The sequence below is a fragment of the Tropicimonas aquimaris genome, assembly GCF_042676185.1.
Taxonomy (GTDB): domain Bacteria; phylum Pseudomonadota; class Alphaproteobacteria; order Rhodobacterales; family Rhodobacteraceae; genus Tropicimonas; species Tropicimonas aquimaris.
Window position 1 is genome coordinate 395923 of the sequence record NZ_JBHTJT010000008.1, and the last position, 25116, is coordinate 421038.

The 25116-nt window shown below is 67.8% G+C and carries 20 protein-coding genes and 1 pseudogene; 11 read left to right on the top strand and 10 right to left on the bottom strand.

Annotated features, from left to right (window positions below; translation table 11 throughout):
• Positions 1-123: 123 nt before the first annotated feature.
• From nusB to ACFQ2S_RS08340, 5 genes are all read right to left on the bottom strand, one after another.
• Entirely contained in the window at positions 124-579 is a 456-nt protein-coding gene (gene nusB, locus ACFQ2S_RS08320) for a transcription antitermination factor NusB (protein ID WP_386073981.1), read from the bottom strand.
• The gene (locus tag ACFQ2S_RS08325; protein WP_386073982.1) at positions 576-1127 is read right to left on the bottom strand and encodes a 6,7-dimethyl-8-ribityllumazine synthase; all 552 of its coding nucleotides are present in this window, start codon (positions 1125-1127) and stop codon (positions 576-578) included. The genes nusB and ACFQ2S_RS08325 overlap by 4 nt, the downstream gene beginning before the upstream one ends.
• A 3-nt stretch (positions 1128-1130) precedes the next feature.
• On the bottom strand, positions 1131-2234 hold the full coding sequence (gene ribB / locus ACFQ2S_RS08330; protein WP_386073983.1) for a 3,4-dihydroxy-2-butanone-4-phosphate synthase: 1104 nt from the start codon (positions 2232-2234) through the stop codon (positions 1131-1133).
• Positions 2235-2662: 428 nt separating this feature from the next.
• On the bottom strand, positions 2663-3613 hold the full coding sequence (locus ACFQ2S_RS08335; protein ID WP_386073984.1) for an alpha/beta fold hydrolase: 951 nt from the start codon (positions 3611-3613) through the stop codon (positions 2663-2665).
• A gap of 25 nt (positions 3614-3638) precedes the next feature.
• Positions 3639-3926, bottom strand: coding sequence for an SCP2 sterol-binding domain-containing protein (locus tag ACFQ2S_RS08340; protein ID WP_386073985.1), 288 nt, complete (start codon positions 3924-3926; stop codon positions 3639-3641).
• 74 nt (positions 3927-4000) lie between these two features.
• On the opposite strand from ACFQ2S_RS08340, the gene ACFQ2S_RS08345 reads away from it, so the two are divergent.
• The 5 genes from ACFQ2S_RS08345 (at position 4001) to ACFQ2S_RS08365 (ending at position 9168) form a co-directional block, all read left to right on the top strand.
• Positions 4001-4570, top strand: coding sequence for a tetratricopeptide repeat protein (locus ACFQ2S_RS08345; RefSeq protein WP_386073986.1), 570 nt, complete (start codon positions 4001-4003; stop codon positions 4568-4570).
• A gap of 30 nt (positions 4571-4600) precedes the next feature.
• Positions 4601-7534: a helicase-related protein gene (locus tag ACFQ2S_RS08350; RefSeq protein WP_386073987.1), complete on the top strand. Its 2934-nt coding sequence runs from the start codon at positions 4601-4603 to the stop codon at positions 7532-7534.
• Positions 7535-7550: 16 nt separating this feature from the next.
• Positions 7551-7952 carry an RNA-binding S4 domain-containing protein gene (locus tag ACFQ2S_RS08355; protein WP_386073988.1) on the top strand — a complete coding sequence of 134 codons (402 nt, stop codon included), beginning with the start codon at positions 7551-7553 and terminating at the stop codon, positions 7950-7952.
• Positions 7953-8001: 49 nt separating this feature from the next.
• Positions 8002-8337: a ferredoxin FdxA gene (gene fdxA / locus ACFQ2S_RS08360; RefSeq protein ID WP_386073989.1), complete on the top strand. Its 336-nt coding sequence runs from the start codon at positions 8002-8004 to the stop codon at positions 8335-8337.
• Between the two features lie 321 nt (positions 8338-8658).
• On the top strand, positions 8659-9168 hold the full coding sequence (locus ACFQ2S_RS08365) for a CarD family transcriptional regulator (RefSeq protein WP_089232026.1): 510 nt from the start codon (positions 8659-8661) through the stop codon (positions 9166-9168).
• A 91-nt stretch (positions 9169-9259) separates the two neighbouring features.
• On the opposite strand, the gene ACFQ2S_RS08370 is transcribed toward ACFQ2S_RS08365, so the two are convergent.
• Positions 9260-10015: an adenosylcobinamide-GDP ribazoletransferase gene (locus ACFQ2S_RS08370; protein ID WP_386073990.1), complete on the bottom strand. Its 756-nt coding sequence runs from the start codon at positions 10013-10015 to the stop codon at positions 9260-9262.
• 71 nt (positions 10016-10086) lie between these two features.
• Here ACFQ2S_RS08370 and cobT point away from each other — a divergent pair, with 71 nt between their 5' ends.
• Positions 10087-11115, top strand: coding sequence for a nicotinate-nucleotide--dimethylbenzimidazole phosphoribosyltransferase (gene cobT, locus ACFQ2S_RS08375; protein WP_386073991.1), 1029 nt, complete (start codon positions 10087-10089; stop codon positions 11113-11115).
• Positions 11116-11251: 136 nt separating this feature from the next.
• Here the strand turns inward: cobT and ACFQ2S_RS08380 are convergent, their stop codons facing one another.
• Both ACFQ2S_RS08380 and ACFQ2S_RS08385 read right to left on the bottom strand, forming a co-directional pair.
• A complete protein-coding gene (locus tag ACFQ2S_RS08380; protein ID WP_386073992.1) occupies positions 11252-13186 on the bottom strand; it encodes a cation:proton antiporter domain-containing protein in 1935 nt (644 codons plus the stop codon).
• 261 nt (positions 13187-13447) lie between these two features.
• Positions 13448-16555, bottom strand: a complete 3108-nt coding sequence (locus ACFQ2S_RS08385) for a hypothetical protein (protein ID WP_386073993.1) — start codon at positions 16553-16555, stop codon at positions 13448-13450.
• A 164-nt stretch (positions 16556-16719) separates the two neighbouring features.
• On the opposite strand from ACFQ2S_RS08385, the gene ACFQ2S_RS08390 reads away from it, so the two are divergent.
• The 3 genes from ACFQ2S_RS08390 (at position 16720) to ACFQ2S_RS08400 (ending at position 19403) form a co-directional block, all read left to right on the top strand.
• On the top strand, positions 16720-17454 hold the full coding sequence (locus ACFQ2S_RS08390) for an SIMPL domain-containing protein (RefSeq protein WP_386073994.1): 735 nt from the start codon (positions 16720-16722) through the stop codon (positions 17452-17454).
• A 96-nt stretch (positions 17455-17550) separates the two neighbouring features.
• Positions 17551-18777 carry a hypothetical protein gene (locus ACFQ2S_RS08395; protein ID WP_386073995.1) on the top strand — a complete coding sequence of 409 codons (1227 nt, stop codon included), beginning with the start codon at positions 17551-17553 and terminating at the stop codon, positions 18775-18777.
• 11 nt (positions 18778-18788) lie between these two features.
• Positions 18789-19403, top strand: a complete 615-nt coding sequence (locus ACFQ2S_RS08400) for a hypothetical protein (protein WP_386073996.1) — start codon at positions 18789-18791, stop codon at positions 19401-19403.
• A 39-nt stretch (positions 19404-19442) separates the two neighbouring features.
• Here the strand turns inward: ACFQ2S_RS08400 and ACFQ2S_RS08405 are convergent, their stop codons facing one another.
• Entirely contained in the window at positions 19443-20735 is a 1293-nt protein-coding gene (locus tag ACFQ2S_RS08405) for an O-acetylhomoserine aminocarboxypropyltransferase/cysteine synthase family protein (RefSeq protein WP_386073997.1), read from the bottom strand.
• A 234-nt stretch (positions 20736-20969) separates the two neighbouring features.
• Here ACFQ2S_RS08405 and ACFQ2S_RS08410 point away from each other — a divergent pair, with 234 nt between their 5' ends.
• Positions 20970-21812, top strand: coding sequence for a c-type cytochrome (locus ACFQ2S_RS08410; RefSeq protein ID WP_386073998.1), 843 nt, complete (start codon positions 20970-20972; stop codon positions 21810-21812).
• Positions 21813-22217: 405 nt separating this feature from the next.
• Here the strand turns inward: ACFQ2S_RS08410 and ACFQ2S_RS08415 are convergent, their stop codons facing one another.
• Positions 22218-22928, bottom strand: coding sequence for a Crp/Fnr family transcriptional regulator (locus tag ACFQ2S_RS08415; RefSeq protein ID WP_386073999.1), 711 nt, complete (start codon positions 22926-22928; stop codon positions 22218-22220).
• A gap of 235 nt (positions 22929-23163) precedes the next feature.
• Here ACFQ2S_RS08415 and ACFQ2S_RS08420 point away from each other — a divergent pair.
• Positions 23164-24879, top strand: a pseudogene (locus tag ACFQ2S_RS08420) (DUF3604 domain-containing protein); the annotation flags it as partial.
• Between the last annotated feature and the right edge of the window lie 237 nt (positions 24880-25116).

Here is a 25116-nt window from a genome sequence, read left to right on the forward strand (position 1 = left end):
GATCTTCGGCGGGTTCGACGTGGCCTTCGAGGGCAGGTTACGCGCGCGTAAGCGCGCGCCCGGCCCAACCCTGTTCCCGAGCCCGCAAGGGCGAGGGGCAGGGGCGGGAGCCCCCGGCCGGGGTCAGAACTTCTCGGGCTGCGCCTCGCGGGCCATGTGGTCGAGCACGGCGTTTACGAATTTCGGCTCGCGACCTTCGGGGAAGAAGGCCTTGGCGATATCGACGAATTCGGTGATCACCACCTTGGGCGGCGTCTCGGCGGCGACCAGCTCGGCCCCGGCGGCGCGGAACAGCGCGCGGAGCGTCGGGTCGATGCGGTCGATCGGCCACTTGGCCACCAGCGCCCGGTCGGTCATCTGATCGATCCGGGCCTGTTCGTTCACCGCCCGGTCGACGAGGGCGCGGAAGGTCTTGGAATCGCCCTCGGCCATCTCGTCACCCTCGTAGGTGGCGCCGAAGCGGTAGGTCTCGAATTCGGTCTCGACGGCCTGCGTGGTCTGGCCGGAGACTTCCATCTGGAACAGCGCCTGCACCGCGTAGAGGCGGGCGGCGGATTTCATCTGGCGTTTGTCGCTCATGCCGTGGTCGGCCCCTTGGCCTCGCCCGCGAGCTGAATGTCTTCGCGCAGCGGCTTGAAACCGATGTCCTTTTTCTCGTTGCCGAAGCGCCGGGTGAGGGCGATCAGGTGCAGGGCCGCGGCGGCCGCGCCGCCGCCCTTGTTCTGGCCCGCCGCCTCGGAGCGCACCACAGCCTGCTCGCGGTTCTCGACTGTCAGGATGCCGTTGCCAATGCAGGCGCCCTCGAGCCCGAGCAGCTGGATCGCGCGGGAACTGTCGTTGCAGACGGTGTCGTAATGGGTGGTCTCGCCCCGGATCACGCAGCCGAGCGCGACGAAGCCGTCGAAGTTGGCCTGGCGCCAGGCGATGCGGATCGCGGTGGGGACTTCGAGCGCGCCGGGGACCTCGACCAGCTCCCAGCTGCCGCCGACCTTCTCGATCTCGGCCTTTGCGCCGGCGACGAGCTCGTCGGCGATGTCCTTGTAGTAGGGGGCGACCACGATCAGCAGTTTCACCGGCCGGTCGAACGCGGGCAGCGGCAGGACGTGGTGGGTTTCGGCCTGGGCCATGGGTTACTCCGTGATCGGGCGGGTGCCGGTGATCGTCAGCCCGTAGGCGTCGAGGCCGACATAGCGGGTGGAGGGAGAATCCGTCAGCAGGATGAGTTCGGAGACGCCGAGGTTCGACAGCATCTGGGCGCCGAGCCCGGTCTGCTTGACGATCGGCGGCCCTTCCTCCTCGTCGAGCTGCAGTTTGTGGTGCGGGTTGCGGAACAGGCAGACCGCGCCGCGGCCCTCGCGGGCGATGATCTCCATCGCGCGGCCGAGCGTGTCGGGGCGGGTCACGCCGATGCCCAGCAGGTCTTCCATCGCGTTAAGCGCGTGGGTGCGGACCAGGACCGGCTCGGGCGTGGTGATGTCGCCCTTGACCAGCGCGACGTGCTCGACGCCCTCGGAGCGGTCCGTGAAGACGTGCATCTTCCAGGTGCCGCCGAAGACCGAGCTGACCTCGCGGGTCTCGGTTTCTTCCATCAGGTTGTCGTGGCGGCGGCGGTAGGCGATCAGGTCGCTGATCGTGCCGATCTTGAGCCCGTGTTTCTGGGCGAAGGAGACCAGCTCGGGCAGACGCGCCATGGTGCCGTCGTCGTTCATGATCTCGCAGATCACGCTGGAGGGGTTCAGCCCGGCCAGGCGCGAGATGTCGACCGCGGCTTCGGTGTGCCCGGCGCGGACCAGCACGCCGCCTTCGCGGGCGCGCAGCGGGAAGACGTGGCCCGGGGTGGCGATGTCGGCGGCGGTGGAGGCGTGGTCGATGGCGACCGAGACGGTGCGTGCGCGGTCGGCAGCGGAGATGCCGGTGGTCACGCCCTCGCGGGCCTCGATGGAGACGGTGAAGGCCGTCGAATGGCGGGAGGAATTGTTTTCCGCCATCAGCGGCAGGCCGAGCGCGTCGATCCGCTCCGGCGTCAGGCACAGGCAGATCAGGCCGCGGCCATGGGTGGCCATGAAATTCACCGCGTCCGGGGTGGCCATCTGCGCGGGAATGATCAGGTCGCCCTCGTTCTCCCGGTCCTCGTGGTCGACGAGGATGAACATCCGGCCGTTGCGGGCGTCTTCGATGATTTCCTCGACCGAGGAAATGGCGTCGCGATAGAGGGATTCGGTGGTTTCGGTCATGGCGGTCCTTCCTTGTGGGCGCACATAGGCGATGCAGGGCAGGAAGGCCAGAGGTTGCGGCCCGACGCAGCGTTGCGACCGATGGCCGGGCCTGTGGCCTGGCGGGCTCCTCTGACCGCGGCGCGGCAGGCTTCATGTGTGGGGGAATGACTTGTTTGTAGTATGACCCCGAGCGGATCTCCGCTGAGTCGGAGGCACAATATGTAGTGAAATATTGATTATATGGAGGTAAAAGTACTATATGTTGTGTTGTAGGGGGAGTTCCTCTGTTCGAAAGGTCACACGATGATCATACGTTTCTCAATCGCCGGAAAGGTAAGCTATGGCGATTTGCTCCGCACTCTTGCACTTCTCCTGATGGCATTACGCCTGTTCCTGTAGAACCGCTGGCTCTGCTCGGCGCTGAATGGTGTCCTTTTGGAGGGCGATCAGGCGGCGCCGCCGCGGGTGTCGAAAAGCGCGGCGCAGGCGTCGAAGAAGGCGGAGCGGATCGGCGGCGGCTCCATCATCAGCTCGTGCTCGGCGCCGGGCACCTCGGAGAGCGTGCCGCCGGACCAGTCGGCCATCAGCCTTCTGATCGCCGAGATCTCCACGATCCGCTCGTTGCTGCCCATCCAGGTGATGCAGGGCGTCGCGGGCGGCGGCAGGCGGCGCAGGCGGCGGCCCTCGCGAAACGCCTCGTTGAGCCAGGTCATCGAGGGGCCGCCGAGCGCAAGCTCGGGCTGCATCTCCACCTGGCGCCGCATCCAGGCGAACATCTCGGGGTCGGTGGTCAGGGTGTTGTTCTCGAACGGGGCGTCGAGCACGTAGGTCACCGGTTTGGTCGAGGGCGCGTAGCGGCTGCCGAAGCCTGTGACATGGGCCGAGGCGGTGATCAGCCCGGCGAAGGGGCGCGTGGCGGGGTGCAGCTTGATGCCCCACATCGGGGCGGAAAAGGCCACGGCGTCGACCGGCAGGCGCTCGTGCAGCGCGCGCAGCCCGATGGCTCCTCCCATCGAATGGGCCAGCAGGAAGAACGGCTCCGGCAGGCCCTTGGCGCGGGCGAAGCGGACCAGCTCGGCGACGTCGAGCTGGTATTCGGAGAAGCGGCTGACATGGCCGGTGGCGGGATCGTCGAGCTGCCGGTCCGAGAGCCCCTGGCCCCGCCAGTCGAGGGTCACGCTGGCATAGCCGCGTGCCTGCAGCTCGGCGGCGGCGGGGCCATATTTCTCGACGAATTCCGTCCGCCCGGTGAACAGCAGCACGGTGCCGCGGCAGTCGGCGGGCGGCGGGGCCAGCAGCGCCAGGCGCAACCGCACACCGTCGGGCGCGACGACCCACACGGCCTCGGCCCCCTCGGGGGCCGCGGCGATGCCGTGGTAAAACGGTGCTTGCGTCATCCGTCCTGCCATGTGGTGCCGGGTCTCAGGCGAGGGCATTCCCGAGCGCCATCGCGACGCCCATGTCGCCGTCGACGGTCAGCTTGCCGGTCATGAACGCGGCGGTCGGGTTGGTCTCGCCTTCGAGGATCGCCTGGAAGGTCTCGGCGTCGGCGGTGAGGGTCACGTCCGCATCCTCGTCGCCGGCATGCACGCCGGTGCCGTCGATCATCAGCGCGCCTTCGCCCTCGATCACGAATTTCGCGGTGCCGGGCACATTGCCGTCCAGACGCTCGCTCAGGACGGCGACGGCCTTGTCGATAACTTCACTCACGCGCATTTCCTCCAATGGTTGTGATTGCGAGGGTGATTGGCATTTCCCGCAACCGCGCTAGACTGACCTACGTTATGGTTCGCATCGCCCCATCTCTCAACCGGATCGTTACGGCATTTCTTGCCGCCCTCTGGCTCGCACCCGCGGCATTCGCCCAGGGCGCCGATTCGACCGAGGTCGAGCGGCTTCTGGGAGAGCTTGCCCAGCCGGAGCAGCAGGGCTGGCAGCAGATCGAGGCCAGTATCATGCGCGAATGGTCCAAGTCCGGCTCGCCGGCGATGGACCTGCTCCTGCAGCGCGGTCAGCAGGCGATGGAGGAGGGCGACATGGAGGCGGCGATCGAGCACCTGAGCGCGCTCACCGACCATGCCCCGGATTTCGCCGAAGGCTGGAACGCACGGGCGACCGCCTTTTTCCACGCCGGAGAATATGGCCTGTCGCTGGCCGATATCGAGCGGACGCTGGCGCTGAACCCCGACCATTTTGGCGCGATCACGGGGCTCGGGATCATCCTGGAGGAGCTCGGATACGAGACCGAGGCGCTGGAGGCCTACCGCGCCGTCGAGGCTATACATCCCCATCTCGAGTCCGTAAGACAGGGCATCGAGCGGCTTGAAAGCAAGGTCGAGGGCGAGCGCCTCTGAGCCCGCCCGGGCCACCCGAAGGGACCGGAGATGTTGCGAGAAACCACCGTGACCGCGGTGCTGGGTCCCACGAACACCGGCAAGACCCATTACGCTATCGAACGCATGCTGGCGCATCGCACCGGCGTCATCGGCCTGCCGCTGCGGCTGCTGGCGCGCGAGATCTATGACCGGATCGTCGCGATCCGCGGGCCTTCGGTTGTGGCGCTGGTCACCGGCGAGGAGCGGATCGTGCCGGAGCGGGCGGCATACTGGGTCTGCACCGTGGAGGCGATGCCAACCGATATCGGGGCCGATTTCCTGGCGGTGGACGAGATCCAGCTCTGCGCCGACCCCGAGCGCGGCCATGTCTTCACCGATCGGCTTATGCGGGCGCGGGGCCTGCACGAGACGGTGTTTCTCGGCTCCGACACCATGCGCCCGGCGATCGCGGCGCTGGTGCCCAAGGTGCAGTTCATGCGCCGGGAGCGGTTTTCCGACCTCCTGTACACAGGCTCGAAGAAGATATCGCGGATGACGCCGCGCTCCGCCATTGTCGGTTTCTCGGTGGAGAACGTCTATGCCATCGCAGAGCTTTTGCGCCGCCAGAAGGGTGGGGCGGCGGTGGTGATGGGGGCGCTCAGCCCGCGCACCCGCAACGCGCAGGTGGAGCTCTACCAGTCCGGCGAGGTCGACTACCTGGTCGCCACCGACGCGATCGGCATGGGGCTCAACCTCGACATCACCCACGTGGCGCTTTCCGGCCTGCGCAAGTTCGACGGGCGCCGGATGCGCGAACTCGCGCCGAACGAGCTGGCCCAGATCGCCGGACGGGCAGGGCGCTACAAGACCCACGGCACCTTTGGCGTGACCGGCGAGGCCAGCCCGCTCGACGAAGGCGTCGTGGAGGCGATCGAGGAGCACCGTTTCGCCCCGGTCCGCAAGCTGCAGTGGCGCAACAGCGATCTGGAGTTCGGCTCGGTGGGGCGGCTGATCGGCTCGCTGGAGCAGCGCACCGAGGACGAATGGCTTACCCGGACCCGCGATTCCGACGACCTCGTGGCGCTCAAGAGCCTTGCGGGCGAGACCGAGGTTACGGGGCGCGTCAGCAACGCCCGGGACGTGCGGCTGCTGTGGGACGTCTGCCGGATCCCGGATTTCCGCGGCATCAGCCATGCCGAACACGCTAGCCTGCTCGGCCGGATATTCGGCTTCCTGCACGATGTCGGGCGGGTGCCGGACGACTGGATGGCGCGCCAGGTCAAGCGGATCGACCGGAACGATGGCGATATCGACACGCTGTCAAAAAGATTGGCATACATCCGCACGTGGACTTATGTCGCGCAACGTTCGGGCTGGCTGGACGACGAAACCCATTGGCGCGGCGAAACCCGCGCTGTAGAAGACCGCCTGTCGGACGCCCTTCACGGTGCGCTGACGCAGAGATTTGTAGATCGGCGCACCAGCGTGCTGCTGCGCCGGTTGAAGCAGAAGGAGGGCCTGGTGGCCGAGGTGAACGACAAGGGCGAAGTGACGGTCGCAGAGCAATTCGTGGGCCGTCTCGAGGGCTTTCGGTTCAGTCAGGACAAGTCCGCGACGCCCGAAGAGGCGAAGATGCTGCGGCAGGCGGCGATGACGGCGTTGAAGCCGGAGTTCCACCTCAGGGCGGACCGCTTCTACAACGCGCCCGATACCGAGATCGACTTCACCGAGCAGGGCGGCCTGATGTGGGGCGAGCATGCGGTGGGCAAGCTGGTCAAGGGCGCCGAAGGCATGAAGCCTGCGGTCGTGGCCTTCGTCGAGGAAGACGCCGGGCGCGAGGTCTCCGATAAGGTGGCGCGGCGCCTGCAGCATTTCATCGATCGCAAGGTGGCCACGCTGTTCGAGCCGCTGCTGGCGATGAGCCGGGACGAGACGCTCTCCGGCCTGTCCCGCGGCTTCGCCTTCCAGCTGATGGAAAGCTTCGGCGTTCTGCCGCGCGATGGCGTCGCCGCCGATGTGAAGGCGCTGGACCAGGAGGCGCGCGGCCAGCTGCGCAAGCATGGCGTGCGCTTCGGCCAGTACACGGTCTTCCTGCCGGCGCTGCTGAAGCCCGCGCCGACCCGGCTGCGGCTGGTGCTCTGGTCGCTCTGGAACGGGCTGGACGAGTTTCCCGAGGCGCCGCCGCCGGGGCTGGTGACCGTGCCGGTGCCCGAGGGCACGCCGCAGATCCACGCCGCCATGTCGGGCTACCGCATCGCCGGTGCGCGGGCGATCCGCATCGACATGCTGGAGCGCCTTGCGGACATGCTGCGCGGCGAGGACAGCCGCGGCGGCTTCGAGGCCAAGGCCGATATGCTGTCGATCACCGGTATGACGCTGGAACAATTCGCCGACCTGATGCAGGGTCTCGGCTACCGCGCCGAGAAGGGCGAGCGGGAGAAGGTCCGGGCGCCCAAGCCCGAGCCGGTGCCGGAAGCGGCGCAAGCCGCTGACGCCGCCGAGGAGGGGGCATCCGCCCCTGACGAGGCGGCCGCCCCCGAGACGCCGGACGCGGATGCCAGCGGTGCGGACGCGCCTGAGGCTGCCGTCGAGCCAGAGGTGAGCTCCGTCGATGAAGCCGTTGCTTCCGAAGGGGAAACCTCTGTCGAGCTATCCGAGGGTCCCGCCGAGGCGACCGATGCCGAGGCCCCCACGGAGGAGGCCGAGGCCCCCGCAGAGCCCGAGACCGAGGTGTTCTATTCCTTCACCTGGGCGCCGCGCCGTCAGGCCGGTGGTCGGCCGCGCCGTCAGAACGGCGAGGGCGAGGAACGCCAGGGTGGCAAGCCGCGCGGCAAGGGCGCGAAAGGCGGCAAGCGCCCTCCGCGTCACCAGGACGGCAAGGGCCGGGGCGACAAGTCCCAGGGCGCCAAGACCTACCAGGCCCGCCCGCCGCGGAAGGAAAAGCCGATCGACCCCGACAACCCCTTCGCCGCTGCGCTGATGGGGCTGACGGAGAAGAAATGACCGGGGCATCGGCCGCATGAGCGACGCCTCCGCCAGCCAGGTTGACGGGGTTGGACCGGCGACGCTCAGGATCGACAAGTGGCTTTGGCAGGCGCGGTTCTTCAAGACCCGTAGCCTCGCCGCCCGGCAGGTCTCCGAGGGCAAGGTTCGGGTCAATGCGATCCGGATCTCCAAGCCGGCCCGCAGCGTCGGGCCTGGCGATGTTCTGACGTTTCCGCAGGGGAATGCGATCCGCGTCGTCCGGATCCTCGCCCTCGGCATCCGCCGCGGACCGGCCAGCGAGGCGCAGGCGCTCTACGAGGATCTCTCACCACCCGAAACCCAGCCGGCCCAGCGGCCATTGGGCGAGGGCGGGCCCCGGCCGACCAAAAAACAACGTCGCAGACTCATCAATTCCCGTCCCGACCCGCTTGATTAGCCCCGCAGCCTCCGCTACCTGACACCGAAAAGCTAATCCGGAGACCCCCATGACCTACGTCGTCACGGAAAACTGCATCGCCTGCAAATACACCGACTGCGTCGAGGTCTGTCCCGTCGACTGTTTCTACGAGGGCGAGAATTTCCTGGTCATTCATCCGGACGAATGCATCGACTGCGGTGTCTGCGAGCCGGAATGCCCCGCCGACGCGATCCGTCCGGACACCGAGCCGGACATGGAGAAGTGGGTCGAGTTCAACCGCAAGTACTCGGAGCTCTGGCCGGTGATCGTGACGAAGAAGGATCCGCTCCCCACGGCGGAGGAGATGGACGGCAAGCCGGGCAAGATGGAGCTGTTCTCCGAGACGCCAGGCGAGGGCGGCTGAGCTGCGATTCGGCTCGCTGCGGCCTCGCTGTTTGCAAACCCGCCTTGGGCCATGCCGAAAAGCCTGCGCGGCTTGCGGATTTCCGCCGATTGCGCCTCGCAGATCATCCTGCAGATCAAGGCGCTCTGCCCGCGCCGCGGCGCGGCGCTTTGAATTTGACCAAATCTGTGCTATATAGGTCATACGACGATGACTGACGCCGCCCACAGCGACTGCTCGCCTGTACGGCAGACTCTTGACGCCCTGGTCCATGGCCGCTCCGGAAGAGGTTCTTCCCGGTGCGGGCTTTTTTGGCCTGTCGCGTCCTGGTGAGGGAACTACATGACCAAAACGAAGAAACCTGATTTCCGCCCGAACGATTATGTTGTGTACCCGGCGCACGGCGTCGGACAGATCATCTCGATCGAGGAACAGGAAATCGCGGGGCTCTCTCTCGAGCTGTTTGTCATCTCCTTCGAGAAGGACAAGATGACCCTCCGTGTGCCGACGAACAAGGCCACCGAGGTCGGCATGCGCGGACTGAGCTCGCCCGACGTGGTCTCCAAGGCGATGACCACGCTCAAGGGCAAGGCAAAGGTCAAGCGAGCCATGTGGTCGCGCCGGGCCCAGGAATACGAACAGAAGATCAACTCGGGCGACCTGATCGCCATCGCCGAGGTGGTGCGCGACCTGCACCGCACCGACGATCAACGGGAACAGTCCTATTCCGAGCGTCAGCTTTACGAAGCCGCGCTGGAGCGTCTGACCCGCGAGGTCGCTGCCGTGTCCGGTGTCGGCGAGACCGACGCCCAGAAGACGGTTGACGCCGTTCTGGTGGGCCGCGCCGCCTGATCCGGCGACCCCATCATGCGAGACTGGAAGAGGGGCCTCCGCGGCCCCTTTTTCGTGTCCGGGTCGAACTGGGGCGAGCTGTCGGGTGGGATCAGGCGAGCAGTGCCGTTGCCGTGGCGAGGGTGACGATCTCGGCGACCTGCTGGGTCGCACCGAGGATGTCGCCGGTCTGGCCGCCGAGCTTGGCCCGGGCGAGTGCCGCGCAGGCGAGCGTCGCCAGCCCGGCCAGTGCCGCCAGCAGCAGCGCCTGCGGCCCCAGAAGCGCCAGCGACAGCCCGAGCGCCAGCGCCATGGCCAGCACCGCCGCGCCCGCGCCGGGGCGCCCGATGCTGCGCGACAGCCCGTCCGTCCGGGCGTTGGGCAGCGCGGCCATCACCCCGGTCATCGCCGCCCGGCTGAGCAGCGCCGCGCCCAGCAGCGGGGCCAGCAGCAGGGGCCCGAGCGCTGCGAGCAGCGACCAGCGCAGGCCGATGGCCAGCACGAGCGCCAGCACCCCGTAGCTGCCGATCCGGCTGTCCTTCATGATCTCCAGCCGCCGTTCGCGGGTCCAGCCGCCCCAGAGCCCGTCGGCGCTGTCGGCAAGCCCGTCCTCGTGCATCGCCCCGGTCAGCACCACCTGCACGGCGAGCGCCATCCCGGCGGCAAAGGCCGGGGGCAGCCCGAGCGCCATCAGCCCGAGCGCAAGGCCCCCGGCGCCGAGCGCCACCGGCAGCCCGGCCAGCGGATAGGCCCAGGCGGCAGCGGCGCCGCGGGTGCTGGCGTGCTCGGCGGGCACGGGCACCGGCAGGCGGGTGAGAAGCGCGGTCGCCAGGGCCACGTCGGCGAGGGGGGTAGGACGAATGGTCATCTTCGCTCCGCAAGCACTTGTCGCCAAAGCCATATGGGCGCAGAAGCGCGGAAACAAGACCGAGGCGCAAGATGACACGAACCCCTCCCTTCACCGACATCCAGGGACTCCGCAAGGCTCTCGCCGACCTGCCACATCCCGACGCCACGGCGGCCGAGGCCGCCGCCGGGCGCAACGCGATGCTGACCAAGCCGCCGGCGGCCCTCGGCCGCCTGGAAGAGCTGGCGCTCTGGTACGCCGGCTGGCGCGGCGATGCGCGGCCGCGGCTGGAAGCGCCGCAGGTGGTCGTCTTTGCCGGCAACCACGGGGTGGCGGCGCGCGGTGTCTCTGCCTTTCCGGTCGAGGTCACGGTGCAGATGGTGGCCAATTTCGAGGCCGGCGGGGCAGCTATCAACCAGCTCGCCAAGGCCTTCGGCGCGACGATGGACGTGGTGTCGCTGGAGCTTGACCGCCCGACCGGGGATTTCACCGAAGGCCCGGCGATGAGCGAGGCAGAGCTGATGGCGGCGATGGTGGCGGGCTGGCAGGCGGTCGATCCGCAGGCCGACCTACTGGTCACCGGCGAGATGGGGATCGGCAATACCACCGCTGCGGCAGCGATTGCCGCTGGCCTCTACGGCGGCGGGGCGGAGGCCTGGGTCGGCCGGGGCACCGGTGTCGACGACGCCGGGCTCGCGCGCAAGCGGGAGGTCGTCGATGCCGGGCTGGCGCGTCATGCCGAGGCCAATGGCGATCCACTGGAGATCCTGCGGCGGCTCGGCGGCAGGGAGATCGCGGCCATGGCGGGGGCGATCCTCGCCGCGCGGCATCATCGCATCCCGGTCATCCTTGATGGTTTCATCTGCTGTTCCGCAGCTGCGGTTCTGGCCGAGGCGGCGCCGGGCGCGCTGGATCATGCGGTCGCCGGCCATGTGTCGGCCGAGGGTGCTCATGCGGCGATGCTGGAACGTCTCGGAAAGGCGCCGCTCCTGAGCCTCGGGCTGCGGCTCGGCGAGGGGTCTGGCGCGGCGCTGGCGATCGGCGTGCTCAAGGGCGCCATCGCCTGCCATTCCGGCATGGCGACCTTCGGGGAGGCGGGCGTCTCGGACAGCGGCGCCTGACGTGCCATCCGTCGCCCGATCTTTCGTCCGAAAGATCGTCCGCGCGCGCCTTGCGCGCGTGGCCCGGCCCAACCGGAGGAGCGGCATCCGCAGGATGCCGTGACGACGGGCGGGAGCCATCCGGGCCCCGGCGACATCAGTCGACCATGCGTCCACCGGCGGGATCGTGGGTGTCCCGGGCTTCAAGCTCATGCACCTCCAGCGCGGTCACCAGCGCCGTCTCCAGCACCTTGTTGAGCTCGCGCGCCCGGGCGAGGTAGGCGGGGTTGTCCTTCAGCGACTTCCCCGGCTCCCAGAGCGGTGCCAGCTCCCGCAGCGTCATCCGGTCATGCTTGTAGAAGGCGCGTTCGACCTCGTTGGCCTCGAACTCAGAGAAGTCCATGTTCTCGAGCACGTAGCGCGCTGCCCGGAGTGAGCTGTCGAACATCTCGCGGACGATGTCGTCGGCGCCGGCCTGGTAGAGCTCGTAGACATGCACCCGGTCATGGGCGCGGGCCACGATGTGCAGGTCGGGCCGCTGCGAGCGGGCATAGCGCACGAGCCGGGTGGTGGCGTTCTTGTCGTCGAGCGCGGCGACCAGAACCCGCGCCGTCTTGAGCCCCGCGGCATGCAGAAGCACCGGCCGCGTCGGATCGCCGTAGAACGACTTGAATCCGAAGTGCCGCATCAGCTCGATCGCCGCGAGGTCGTGGTCGAGCACGGTGCAGCGCAGTCCGGCCATCTGCACCATGCGGTTCACCACCTGGCCGAAGCGGCCGATGCCGGCGATGATTACCGGCGACTGTTCGTCGATCTCGTCGTGCTTGCGGTGCACGTCGGTGGCCGAGGTGTGCTCGCCCAGCCGGTGCGAGATGAAATCGTAGAGGATGAACAGGAGCGGCGTCAGCAGCATCGACAGGGCCACCACCAGCAGCAGGGTCTGCGCCAGCCGGTTCGGCAGCACGTTTTCCTGCAGGCAGAAGGAGATCAGCACGAAGCCGAATTCCCCGGCCTGTGCCAGTCCGAGCGTGAAGAGCCAGCGGTCGCGCTTGCGCAGCCCGAAGAGCCGCGCCAGCAGCAACAGGATTGCGCCCTTGGTCACCACCAGCAGCAGGGTCAGCCCGATCACCGTGCCGATATTGGCGAGCATGATCTCGAAATCGATCCCGGCGCCCACCGACATGAAGAAAAGGCCCAGCAGCAGCCCCTTGAAGGGTTCGATATTGGCTTCGAGTTCGTGGCGGAACTCGGAGGTCGCGAGGACGACACCGCCCAGGAAGGCGCCGAGCGCTGGCGAGAGGCCGATCAGGGTCATGATGTAGGCGATCCCGAAGACCAGCAGCAACGCCGTCGCGGTATGGATTTCGCGCAGCTTGGCCATGTCGACGAAGCGGAAGAGGCGGGGCGAGAGGTAGATGCCGCCGATGATCACCGCAGCGATGACGGCGAGAATGACCAGCGTCGCCTGCCAGCCGGCGAGGCCCTCGATCAGCGACATATGTGCCCCGTGGGCCGCGTCCGTTGCCTCCTGGCTGCCGGGGCGCTGGATCGCCCCGGTCGGGTCCAGGTGGGGCACCGCGGGCATCGCCAGCAGCGGCAGCAGCGCCAGCATCGGGATCACCGCGATGTCCTGGGTCAGCAGCACGGAGAAGGTTGACTTGCCCCCTGGCGTCTTCATCAGGCCCTTTTCCGAGAGCGTCTGCAGCACGATAGCGGTGGAGGAGAGCGCCAGGATCAGGCCGATCGCGAGTGACATGTTGAAGGTCTCGCCCATCAGCATCGACAGCGCGGTCACCGCGGCGGTCGTCAGGCCGATCTGCATGCCGCCCATCCCGACCAGCTTGTCGCGCATCTCCCAGAGGATTCGGGGTTCAAGCTCGAGCCCGATCAGGAACAGCATCATCACCACGCCGAATTCGGCGTAGTGGCGCAGCGCCTCGGCCTCGACCCCGGTTGAGTGGAGCAGGGGCGCGACCAGGATGCCGGCGAGCAGGTAGCCGAGCACGGAACCGAGGCCCAGTCGGGCGGCGATGGGCACACCGATGATCGCGGCGCCCAGCAGGATCGTCGCGTCATCGAAAAAGCCTTCCATATGCCTGTCCTTTTCACGCCGCGCGGGCGTCTGTTCGGCCGCTCCGCGGGCCGTGCCGACTGGCCCCACGTGCGGCGGAAGTGGTCCAGCGGGTCAGCACCGGGACCGTTGCGTTTCACGCAAAGCTTAGGGGCTGGCAGAGGATGCGCAACGGGTTTGTGGCCGAGGGCAACGCGCAAACCTTTTCGTGGACGCCCTGGGGTTCGGCTCACGGGGGCCGCCCGCGGCGTGGCCGGGATCGCTGGCGGTGGAGAGGCCCTGTCAGCCCTTGGGCATCGTCAGGGTGATGTTGCGCCCGCTCTTCGAATAGAGCAGCTCGCTGGAGCCGATCGCGGCAACCCTTCCGCCGTCGAGCCTGTCGCCGACCTGCACCTTGAGGTACTTGCCGGAGGGCAGGCGGACCAGCGCGCGGCGCTGGTTCGAGGTGCCGTAGACGCCGATCAGCGAGACCTTGTTCAGGGCCAGCGCGTTCTTCACCGTCGCCTGCTTGGCAACGGCAGCATTGATCGGGCCGGTGGGCTTGGCCTTGTTGCGGTTGGGCACCGCCGGGCCGGTGGCGCGGGCCGCGGAGGCGGCCGCCGCGGCTTCGGCGGCTTCCTCGGCGCGGGCGGCGGCCGCGGCCTGGGCGCGCGCCTCTGCCTCGGCGCGGGCCTTGGCAGCCGCTTCGGCCTGGGCGCGGGCCTGGGCCTGCGACTGGGCCAGCGCCGCCTGTTGGGTCTCCAAGACACGCGCCGCCTCGGCTTCCATGACGGCCACGTCCGCGGCTTCCTGCAGCCGCTGCGCTTCGGCCTCGGCAACGCGCTGCGCACGGTCGGCGATCTGAGCGATGTTGGCCGGCCGCAGGCGCGGGATCGGCGAGGCGGGAATGGCGCGTCGCGTGGCCGTGGCGAGGTCGGCGGCGAGCGCGGCCTCCTCGGGCGAAAGCTCGGCTCCGGTGTCGTCGGGCTCGCCTTCGGCATCGGCGAGTTCCTCGAGCGTCGCGGCGTCGGCGGCGGCCAGGCGCAGCACTTCGTCGAGCTGCTCGGCTTCCTGCTGCTCCGAAACCGGGCGGCGGAGCGGGCGGACCTCGGCGAGTTCGGACAGGGTGCGGCCGCCGAGCGTGGCGCGTTCGGTGGTTTCCTCCAGGTCGCCGGGCCGGCCGCGCGGACGGAAGCCGGCAAGCGGGTCGTCGGCATCGGCCGTGGCCACCTCGGCGGGCGCATCCAGCGGCGCCACCCGCTTCGGCGGGACGATGAAGGGACGGCCGGAGCGGATCAGGACGCCACCGGGCGAGATCACGCCTTCCTCGGTCGGCACCACCAGCCCGTTCTCGTCGAAGCTGCGCTCGTCGTCGGGGTGGCGCGGTGCGACGGGCAGGCGGGGCCGGGTCTCCGGGAGAGCTGCGAGATCGGGCAGGGCGAACGCGTCCTTATCGATCCGGTTGGGGTCGATCGAGGCGATCTCGAGGTTCTCGAGGTCGTCTTCCTGCGGCAGGTATCCCTGTTCCGGCGCGCGCTGCCAGATGCCGGTAGAGGCATAGATCGCGCGCGTGGTCAGCGGATCGTCCGTGGCGCCCTCGGCCGGTGCGGTCCCGGCGGGCGTGTCGGTCAGAAGTGCCAGCGTGTCGGCGACGGTGGGCGAGGTTGTGGCCTCTGCCGGCGCGCCGACGGTTTCGGTGGTGACTGCCGCGGAGAGGTCGTCGACCAGGGGTTCGGCGGGGATGTCGGCCTCGGCTTCCGCGAGGTCCGGCTGTTGCGGCTCCTCCGTCACGGGGGCCGCATCCGGGGCGGGGGCGGCGAGCGTGGCTGTCTCCTGCTCCGCGGGCTGGCCGGGCTGCAGGGCAGTGCTGTCGGTGGCCTCCGGCGCGATGTCGGGTGTTTCGGGCTCGATCAGCGGCGCCGGGGTGCTGTCGGCGAGCTGCATGGAGGGGGTGTCGTCGGAGCCATCGAGCACCTGCGCCCAGAGCCCCGCGAGGCCGAGCAGAACCACCGCGCCGATCGCGACGCCGACCAGCAGGCGCGCCTTGCGCTTGCGGGCCGGCTGCTGCGCGCCGAAGACGCTGAGATCGTCCCTGCCTGTGCGGGCCTTGGCCGGGCTGCGCGGCGGCGCGGCGGGGGATTTGGCGGGCGCGCGGCTGGCAGCGGCCGAGCCGGCGATGCTGGCGGCGATGCCTGCGGCGCTCTTGGGGGCGTCCGATCGGGCCGGCTTGGGGCCTGCCGCAGGCTTGGCGCCGCGAGGCGGAGCCGCCAGCGGGGGCTTCGCTGCCTGCGTGCGGATCGAGGCGAAAGTCGGTGGCGGGGCGAGGTCGTCGTCCTCGTCCTCGACTTCGCCCTCGTCGTCGGGGGCCTTTGCCGCTGCGGGCGGCTCGGCTTCGTCTGCCGGAACCTTGGCCTCCGCGGACGGCTCGGCTTCGCCCGTCGGAGCTTCGGCCTCCGCGACGGGTGCATCCGCGTCCTCGACCTCGATCATCGGGGCGGGAATGTCCTCTTCGGCGGTGATCTCTTCGGGCTGGTCCTCGAGCGTCTCGGCTGTCTCGACGGGGGGCGGCGCCTCGGCGCGGGCGGGTTCGGCGACGTCGTCCGGCGTGTCCGCGTCGAGGATTTCCTCGTACGGGGCCTCGTCCGCCTCCGCCTCTTCGGGTTGCGCCTCGGTGTCCTCGCTGAAGAGGTCTCCGACCGCGGCATCGGCGGTAACGTCCTCCGCCGCCTCCGGCTCGACCTCCACCTCAGAGGCCGTTTCCGGCTCCGGAGCGGCGGCGGGGTTTTCTGGCTCGTCCGGCAGGATCGGCTCGTCGGCAGGCTCTTCGGGGCCCTCGGCCTCCGCGACGGGCATGTCGTCCTCGACCGGTGCTTCCGGGAGGTGACGGTGCTCCGGCTCCGGAGTCTCGCCCAATGGCAACCATTGTGCGGCCTGGCCGGTCGCGCCGAAGAAGGCGGCGTCGGGGAAATCCTCGTCGGATGGCTCGGCGTTGAAGGAGACCGGGTTGAACCGGTGCAGGCTGGCGAAATCCTCGGCTTCCTCGAGGGTTTCACGGGCGACGGCGGCGATCCAGAGCCGCCCGCCCTGGACCTTGCAGTCATAGACCAGCTCGTCCAGCTCGTAGGGCGTGGCGCCGATCAGCGCCTCGGCCGCGCGGACGCGAGGCTCGGCGCCGGGCTCGTCGGGCAGAACCTTGTAGAGAACCTGCGAATTGGGCAGCACCAGCGCCGTGGCGAAGGGCTCCTCGCCGGCGGCACTTTCGCCAAGCGCGCGCAGATCCGCCAGCCGGGCCGCGAATTCGGGGTCTTCAAGCGACACGCTGCCAAGCATGTGCGCGGAAACACCCGATGGATCGCTCTGGTAAAGCGATATTCCCTCTGGGCTCAAAGTCAGGGCGAAGGTCGGGGTCATCACACCTATCTGGAGTGGGATCGGACTACAGCGCAACCCGATTGCTGCCGTGACGTATTTCTATAGCAGCTTTTTGCTGAAAGAAACAGGATTGCGGCCAAGGATCCGCCCGTGAGCCGCGTCCTATAGGAACTGACATGAAACGCACGACCAGGAGCGGAAGAATGAGATTGAGAGGTTTTGGCGGGCAGGCGCTGGCGATCGGCATGGGTCTGGCGCTGGCGGCAGGCAGCGCGTTGGCGCAGGCATCCGAGCCGGGGCCGGTGCCGCAGATCATGGTGAGCGGCGAGGGCCGGGCGACGGCGGCGCCGGACATGGCGACGCTGCAGCTTGGCGTGACGGCCAGCGACCCGGAGGCGGCGGCCGCGGTGCGGGCGATGAGCGCGCGCATGGCCGAGGTGATGGATCGTCTCGCGGCGGCGGGGATCGCGCCGCGTGACATGCAGACCAGCGGGCTGTCGGTGCACCCGAGGTGGGACAATCGCGGTCCATCCGAGGGTGGCGCGCCGAGGGTGGAGTCCTTCGAGGCGAGCACGGAGGTCACCGTCCGGCTGCGCGACCTCGACGGGCTGGGGCAACTGCTCGACGCAGTGGCGCAGGACGGGGCGAACCTGTTTCACGGGCTCAGCTTCGGCCTGCAGGAGCCGGGCGCGTTGCAGGACCAGGCGCGCAAGGACGCGGTGGCTGACGCTCTCCGCAAGGCGGCGCTTTATGCCGAGGCGGCCGGGGTCGAACTCGGGCCGATCCTGCGCATCGAAGAGGCCGGTGGCGCGGTGGAACCGCGCATGATGCGTGCGGAGGCGAGCGGCTTTGCCGATGCCGCGGTGCCTGTGGCCTCCGGCGAGGTCGCGCTGAACGCCGGGGTGACGATCACCTTCGCCCTGTCGGCCCATCCGTGACAATCCGGGCGGCAATCGTCGGATTGTCGCCCAAACCTTGCCATCTTCGCGCGCGATCCTGATCCGGGTTCAAATGAATTTCAGGATGGATTCGCGATGGATGGACGGCTCCTGCTGGTGGCCTGCGTGGGCATTCTCGGCGGTGCCTGGCTGCTGGGCACGGAAGAGATCACGCTGGGAAACAGCGGCGGTCCGAGCGCGCGGGTTGAGGCCAGCTCACAGGTTATCGACCTGCGCCACAACGAGATCCGCCAGACGCTGCTCCGCGAGGGCTACGACCTCGACGACCCGGCGAGCTTCGTGCGTCAGCGGGACGGCATCCGGGTCGTCGGCGGGCCGGTCGCGGCGACGGAGCACGGCGGCCCTGTCTTCATAGAGAGCGTCATGGCGGGCTATCACCGCCCCGTGGTTTCCGAAGCGCCCGGCAAGGTCACCGAGGCTCGGGCGATCGAGGATTGCCGCTTCTCCGCCCCGGCGGCGAGCGCGCGGGTAGCCAATGTCTTTTCCAACGCCTCGCTGCACGGCGCGTCCTTCTACGCTTTCGACTTGGCGGAGCTCGACCCTCTGGCGCTGCGGTACATCGAGACGCGGAACGAGCAGGGCGAGACGGCGCCTTCGGGCATTTCCTCGATCGCCGCCAAGATCGCCGAGAAGGCGACAGAGATGCAGTCCATGCCGAGCCTGACCAAGTCCGGCGGATTTCAATACAAGGTAACCGAGGTCGTGGTGACCGAGACGGAGATGCCGGTGCATCTGGTGCTGCAGGCCGGCGCGGGGCGCGTGTTGTGGAACCTGCATCTCGCGGAGGGTGCAGAGGTGAGTGGTATTTCGTTGCTCGGCGGGCATCTGCCGGCGGTGGCCAACGTTCCGAAGCGTGTTCCAGTAGAGGTGCTGGACGATGCGGGGCTCGCGGCCTGCGGCGTGACGCGGGTGCGCCTGCCGCTGGCCAGCGATCCGATCTTTGCCGCCGTCGACGAGGGCGCGCTGACGCTCGATCGGGCGCGGGCCGGGCTGGAGGACATGCGGCAGCAGGCGGAGGCCTGGAACGGCTGGTTCGAGGGGCAGTTCGGCCTGCGCTCGGACCAGAGCCGGATAGGCTATGAAGAAGCCGCGATCATGGCCGTGGTCGGCCCCTTGCCCGAAACGCCCGACGCGCGCGTGGTGCATCACACCCTGCGCCGGGCCCCGGTGGCGATGGCGCCGGCGGAGGAGGTCTTTGCCAAGGATCCGGGCGCGGCTGAGAACCGGGTGGCCAAACTGTCGATCGAGCGGGTCGAGGCCCTGACAGCACAGGCCGCGTCTCTGACCGGCACGACGAACTGAGGGAGGACGGGATGCGGGCCTATCTGATGTATGTTTTGCGGCGGGCGCTCTTCGTCCTTTGCTGTCTCGGCACCGGGCTGCTGGGCTGGCCCGGTCTGGTCGGGGCGCAGGAGAGCCTGCTCAACTCCGGGCGGATCGACACCTCCGGCGCGCGCCGGATCACCGTGACGCCCGCGGCGCCCGCGGCCACGGAGACGGAGAGCGGCGGTATCGGCGGGATGGTCTCGGGGTTTCTCGGGCGTTTCCTTGGGGACGACACCCTGCCGGTGGACGCGGGCGTTCCGGAGATCGAGGCCGGGGCTCTGGAGGCGCTCGGCGAGGGCGGGCTGGACCCGGCGGCCGCGATGGACCTCGCCACGGCGCTGCGGGATCTGCCGGAGAACCTGGCGCTGATCGAAGAGGAGCGCGACAAGGCGCTGGAGCGCGCCTCGGCCTTCGGGGCGATGATGTACGAGATGAACAAGGCGGAGGGCGACGAGGCCCGCGCCGCGCGGGAACAGGCCGAGGCCGCCACGGCGGCCCGCCCCCGGACCGAGGGCGAGCGGCTCTTTGCGGAGTTCGGGTGGCACCCCGGGGCCGAGACGCCCTACGAGGTGAGCCGGGCGGCGCTGGCGGCGCGGCCCTGAGGCCGGTCGCCCGGGGCGCGTGGCCCCGGGCCCGTCAGGTCAGGCGGTGGCCTTGGTCAGCGCCTGGTCGAGATCCGCGATCAGGTCGTCCGCATCCTCGATGCCGATGGACAGCCGCACCATGTTGGGCGCGGCGCCTGCGGCCTCCTGCTGCTCCGGCGAGAGCTGGCGGTGGGTGGTGGAGGCGGAGTGGATGATCAGCGAACGCGCGTCGCCCAGGTTGGCGACGTGGCTGAAGAGCTCCAGCGAATCCACCAGCTTAACGCAGGCGTCGTAGCCACCCTTGATCGCCACGGTGAACAGCGCGCCCGCGCCCTTCGGACAGACCGTCGACACCCGGTGGTGATAGGGCGAGGAGGGCAGGCCAGCATAGGTGACCTTCTCGATGCGGGGATCGGCTTCCAACCATTGGGCCACCTTCATCGCGTTGGCGACGTGTTTCTGCATCCGCAGCGACAGGGTCTCGATCCCCATCAGCGTGTAATGCGCGCCCTGCGGGTTCATCGTCATGCCAAGGTCGCGCAGGCCGACGGCGATGGAGTGGAAGGTGAAGGCCATCGCGCCGAGCGCCGGGTGGAAGGCGAGGCCATGGTAGGCGGGCTCGGGTTGGCTGAGCGAGGGGAACTTGTCGGAGGCCGACCAGTCGAACTTGCCCGAATCCACCACGCAGCCACCGGTGACGGTGCCGTTGCCGGTCAGGTACTTGGTCGTCGAATGCACCACCAGCGTCGCGCCGAGCGCGATCGGGTTGCACAGATAGGGCGTGGCCGAGGTGTTGTCGACGATCAGCGGGATGCCGGCCGCGTCGGCGATCTTGGCCATCGCCGGGATGTCGGTGATGTAGCCGCCTGGGTTCGCGATGGATTCGCAGAATATGGCGCGGGTGTTCTCGTCGATGGCGGCGCGAACGGCGTCCTCGTCATCCATGTCGACGAAGGTGCAGGACCAGCCAAAGCGTTTGATGGTCTGGGTGAACTGGGTGATCGTGCCGCCGTAGAGCTTGGTCGAGGCGACGATGTTGAGCCCTGGTCCCATCAGCGGGAACAGTGCCATGATCTGCGCCGCGTGGCCCGAGGAGCAGCAGATCGCGCCGGCGCCGCCTTCGAGGTGGCAGATCCGCTCGGCCAGCGCCGAGACGGTGGGGTTGGTCAGCCGCGAATAGATGTAGCCCACTTCCTGCAGGTTGAAGAGCGCGGCGGCGTGTTCGGCATCGCGGAACACATAGGCCGTGGTCTGGTAGATCGGCACCTGGCGGGCGCCGGTTGCCGGGTCGGGCGCGGCGCCCGCGTGGATCTGGAGAGTGTCGAAGCCAAGCTGGCGGCCTTCGGTCATGGGGCTGTCCTCCCGTTGGGTTCCCTGCGATGTGGCGCGCACACTAGGCGATGCCCGTGGCGGGAGCAACGGGGGCGACGCGGGCGGGGGCCGGCAAGTCCGTGTTTTGAATGCTGAAAATGGAATGTGTTTTCGCCGATTGCACGGGGGCGACGGGTCGCAGGGCGAAATCCGGCAATCGTGACGTGGGGGGAGTGTGTTAAGGTGGGGATGCGAACAGAACTGGGGGACATCATGAAACGGAATTTGCTTGCCGGCGCGGCGTTGCTGGCGGCCAGCATGGCACCTGCCGCGGCGGAGACACCGGAGGAGCGCGGCGCGTACCTGGTGCGCGGGCCGGCCGGGTGCGGCAATTGCCACAGCCCGATGGGGCCGCAGGGCCCGATTGCGGAACAGGAACTCGCCGGTCGACTGGTGGAGCAGAACGACGCCTTCACGGCGATCGCGCCCAACATCACGCCGGCCGGCCGCATCGCGGGCTGGAGCGACGAGGACCTCGGCCGCGCCATCCGAGAGGGAGTCCGCCCCGACGGATCGGTGATCGGCCCGCCGATGCCGTTCCTTTTCTATCGAAACCTTTCGGACAGCGACGTGGCGGCGATTGTCGCGTTTTTACGGACAGTTCCGGCGGTCGAGCATGATCCGGGCACTTCCGTCTACAATGTTCCGCTGCCGCCGGCCTATGGCCCGCCAGTGGAGAGCGTGCCCGACATTCCGCGCGGGGTAACGGTGGAATACGGCGAATACCTCGCCGGGCCGGTGGCGCATTGTATGGAATGCCACACGACCTTCGGCCCCGCCGGACCGATGCTGGACACCGATTTCGGCCGCGGCGGCTTCGAGTTCCACGGTCCGTGGGGCGTCTCGGTCGCGCCGAACATCACCAGCCACGAGGACGGGCTGGCCGGGTACTCGGACGAGGAGATCGCGACCATGATCACCAAGGGAACCCGGCCCGACGGCTCGCCGATGCTGCCGCCGATGCCGTTTGGCTACCTGGCGCAGATGACAGAGGAGGACCTGCAGGCGATCATCCTCTACCTTCGTAGCGTGCCGCCGCTGCCCGACAAGTCGTGATCCATTCCTGATACGGGGAAGGCCGCCCCGGGGGCGATCCATCGCGCCCGGGGGGGGGCGGGTTCCCTGGGTGTTGGGCGAGTGTGAAAGGTTTTGCAGAGGCCGATCAGCAAGGCCGTATCAGACAGTTTCAGCCCAAATGTCAGGCGCTTCCGAGTCAAACCGAACGTTGCATGCGATGCGTAGCAAGGTCCAGTGTGCGGTCATTGCAGGCATTCCCGGCCGAGGCCGCGACAACCGCAACCAGCGCAAAGCAGGCAGTCGCTCGTTTCCAATTAGGTCCGGTGTGCGGACGTGTCACCCGTTCGCGAGATATGGTCCGCAGGTGCAGCACGGTCTCGCCGATTTCTGCGAATGGCAAGTTCGACCTGGTTGCAAGGTCAACCGCGTGGGGAAAGTCATCCCTCATTCGCCGCTGATCGCTAGCCGCGACCGCATCGCTCCAGTGTCCAGAAGTGTTACTCGGCCATAACTGCGGGCGATCCGTCCTTCACGTTCCAGCGCCTGGAGCTTGCTAACGACGGCGGCACGCGACAGATTGGCGAGCTGCGCAAGATCGCTCTGAGTGACGTCGATCTCCGGGTTCGGGTCTTCGGGGTTGTCGGCTTGGCGCACGTCGGCGAGGCGCAGGAGGATCGCGGTTATGCGCTCTCCGGGATCTCGAAGCATCTGGTCGTCGACGACCCCGAGGGTGAGTTCGAGATGTTGTCCGCAGAGCTGCCCGATCCAGCGCCAGGTTTCAGGTTCCTCGGCAATCAGGCCTCGTAGTTCCGAAAGCGACAGGTGAACAAGGGTGCTGTCTCGCGTGGCAACGATCGTTGCGATCTGCGGTCGGGCGTCGAAGATTTCGGCCTCCCCGAACCAGAATCCGGGTCGAAAGAAATGGGCGAGACTCGGCCCGCGCTCGTAAGGCGCGATTTCGAAGGCAAAGCCACCTGAGACCACCCCGTACAAACCGTCGTACGGTGCTCCGATCCGATACACGGCTACGCCGCGTTCCGCTGAGCGCAACTGGCAGCGCGCGAGCAGCGCGTCCGCGAAGCGCGACGGTGTTCCACTCAGCCAGCCCCGGCGCTTGAGAAAGACCCGTGCCTCGTCGATCTTGGTATTCGACATGCTCAATGCCCATGAGAATTGTCTGCAGGCGACAGTTTCGCCCGAGGGTAGTGTGGTAGACAAGTGGGAAGTTAGAGATCGTCCCGCGATAACGTGGGCCAACGAGAGAGCTGGGGAGTACAGAATGGATCGGAGAACTGCTTGGAACTCGGTGTCGGCATGTGTCGCGGCGCTGGTGCCGCTTGTGGCGAGCAACGCTTTCGCCCAAGACGTCGAATAGAACCCGCTTCGCGAGGCCTACTTCGGCAACCTGCACGTCCACACTGCATGGTCGTTCGACGCCAATATCAACGGTGCCATCGCCGGACCCGACGAAGCCTACCGCTGGGCAAAGGGCGAGGCCATTCCCGGCGGCGGCGGCGGCCCTGACCTGAAGATCCTTCGTCCGCTCGACTGGTATTCTGTAGGGGATCATGCGGAATACCTTGGGGCGGTTCGACTCATGGCCGACCCCGATAGTCCGGTCAGTGAGCATCCACTGGCGGACGCGATCGGTGGCGACGACCCGGAGGCATCCTTTGCGGCTTATACCGAGATCCTTGACGGCATCTCCAACCGGAGAAACGATCCGATCCTCGGCGATCCCGAACTCCTGATGAATGTCTGGGAACAGATCATCGACATCGCCGACGATCACTACGAACCCGGCGCATTCACCACATTCGCGGGGTTTGAATGGACCTCCAATCCAGGTTGGCGCAACCTCCACCGGGTCGTGATTTTCCGCGACACCGAGAGCATTTCCGATCATGCCTTCTCGGCAATCGAGTCCGACCGGGAGGAAGACTTGTGGGCCTGGATGGACCTTCAGCGCGAGAACGGAGCCGAGCTTCTCGCCGTTCCCCATAACGGCAATGCCAGTGACGGGCTCATGTTTCCTATCGGAGCCTCCTACGGCGGTAGCGACATAGACAGCGCCTACGCTGAGACGCGGATGCGGAACGAGCCGCTTTACGAACTGACGCAGATCAAGGGAACCTCCGAAACCCTTCCCGTCCTCTCGCCGAATGACGAGTTCGCCAATTTCGAGATCTGGGACTACACGCTCGCCTCGACAGCGACGCCGCCGGAGAACAAGGTTGGCGGATACATGCGCGAGGCATTGATCCGGGGCATGGCGCTAGCGGCCGAGGGCAAAGGCAACCCGTTCAAATACGGCTTCATCGGCGACAGCGACACCCACAACTCGGCGTCGGCGATCGAGGAGGACAATTACACCGGCAAGTTCGGTTTCGAGAACAACCCCGAACACCGCCTCGAAGGGCCGCCGGGGGTCAGTGAGGCCGCTGCCCAGCAGGTCCGCGAGTTCAGCAGCGGTGGGGTTGCCGGCGTCTGGGCGGAGTCGAACACACGCGAGGCGATCTTCGACGCGATGGTCCGGAAGGAGACCTTTGCCACGTCGGGCCCGCGTCTCAGAGTGCGAATGTTCGGCGGGTTCGACTACGCCGACGGCGTGCTGGACGGCGCCGACTGGCTGCAGGCAGCCTATGATGGTGGCGTGCCGATGGGCGGTGATTTGCCGTCAGCTTCCGAAGGCACCGCGCCGACTTTCCTCGTTGCGGCGATCAAAGAACCCGACGGCGCCAATCTCGACCGCATCCAGATCGTCAAGGGTTGGGTCGAGAACGGCGAACAGATGGAGAAAATTTACGATGTGGCTCTCTCGGATGACCGGACCGACGGCAGCGAACCGGTGGGAAACACAGTAGACGTGGCCGCTGCCAGTTACACGAATGACATTGGTGCGGCCGAGTTGATGGCGACCTGGACTGATCCCGACTTCGACCCTGCGGTGCCGTCACTGTACTATGCCCGTGTTCTGCAAATCCCGACACCGCGCTGGTCAACCTACGACTCTGCAAAACTCGGTGTGGAGATCCCGGAGGGTTTGCCCGCGTCGATTCAGGAACGCGCCTGGTCCTCTCCGATCTGGTACGCGCCAGAAGGCTAAGACACTTGGGTCCGGCAAGACCGAGTTCTTTCCAACAACTCGGTTGGGCACGACAAGGGCGGCGCTTTCCTCGTGGCGTCGCCCTTTCTTGTTGAGTTTGCTCCGTGCTCACTACGGTCATCTGAGCCATTTCGTCAGATGGCCGTAAGATCGGAAAAGCGGTCGTGTCTGACCGGACAGCCCGGCAAACGCCGCCGCGCAGCAGCCCGGAAGCCAGGGACGACAGCTAGCTGCGCA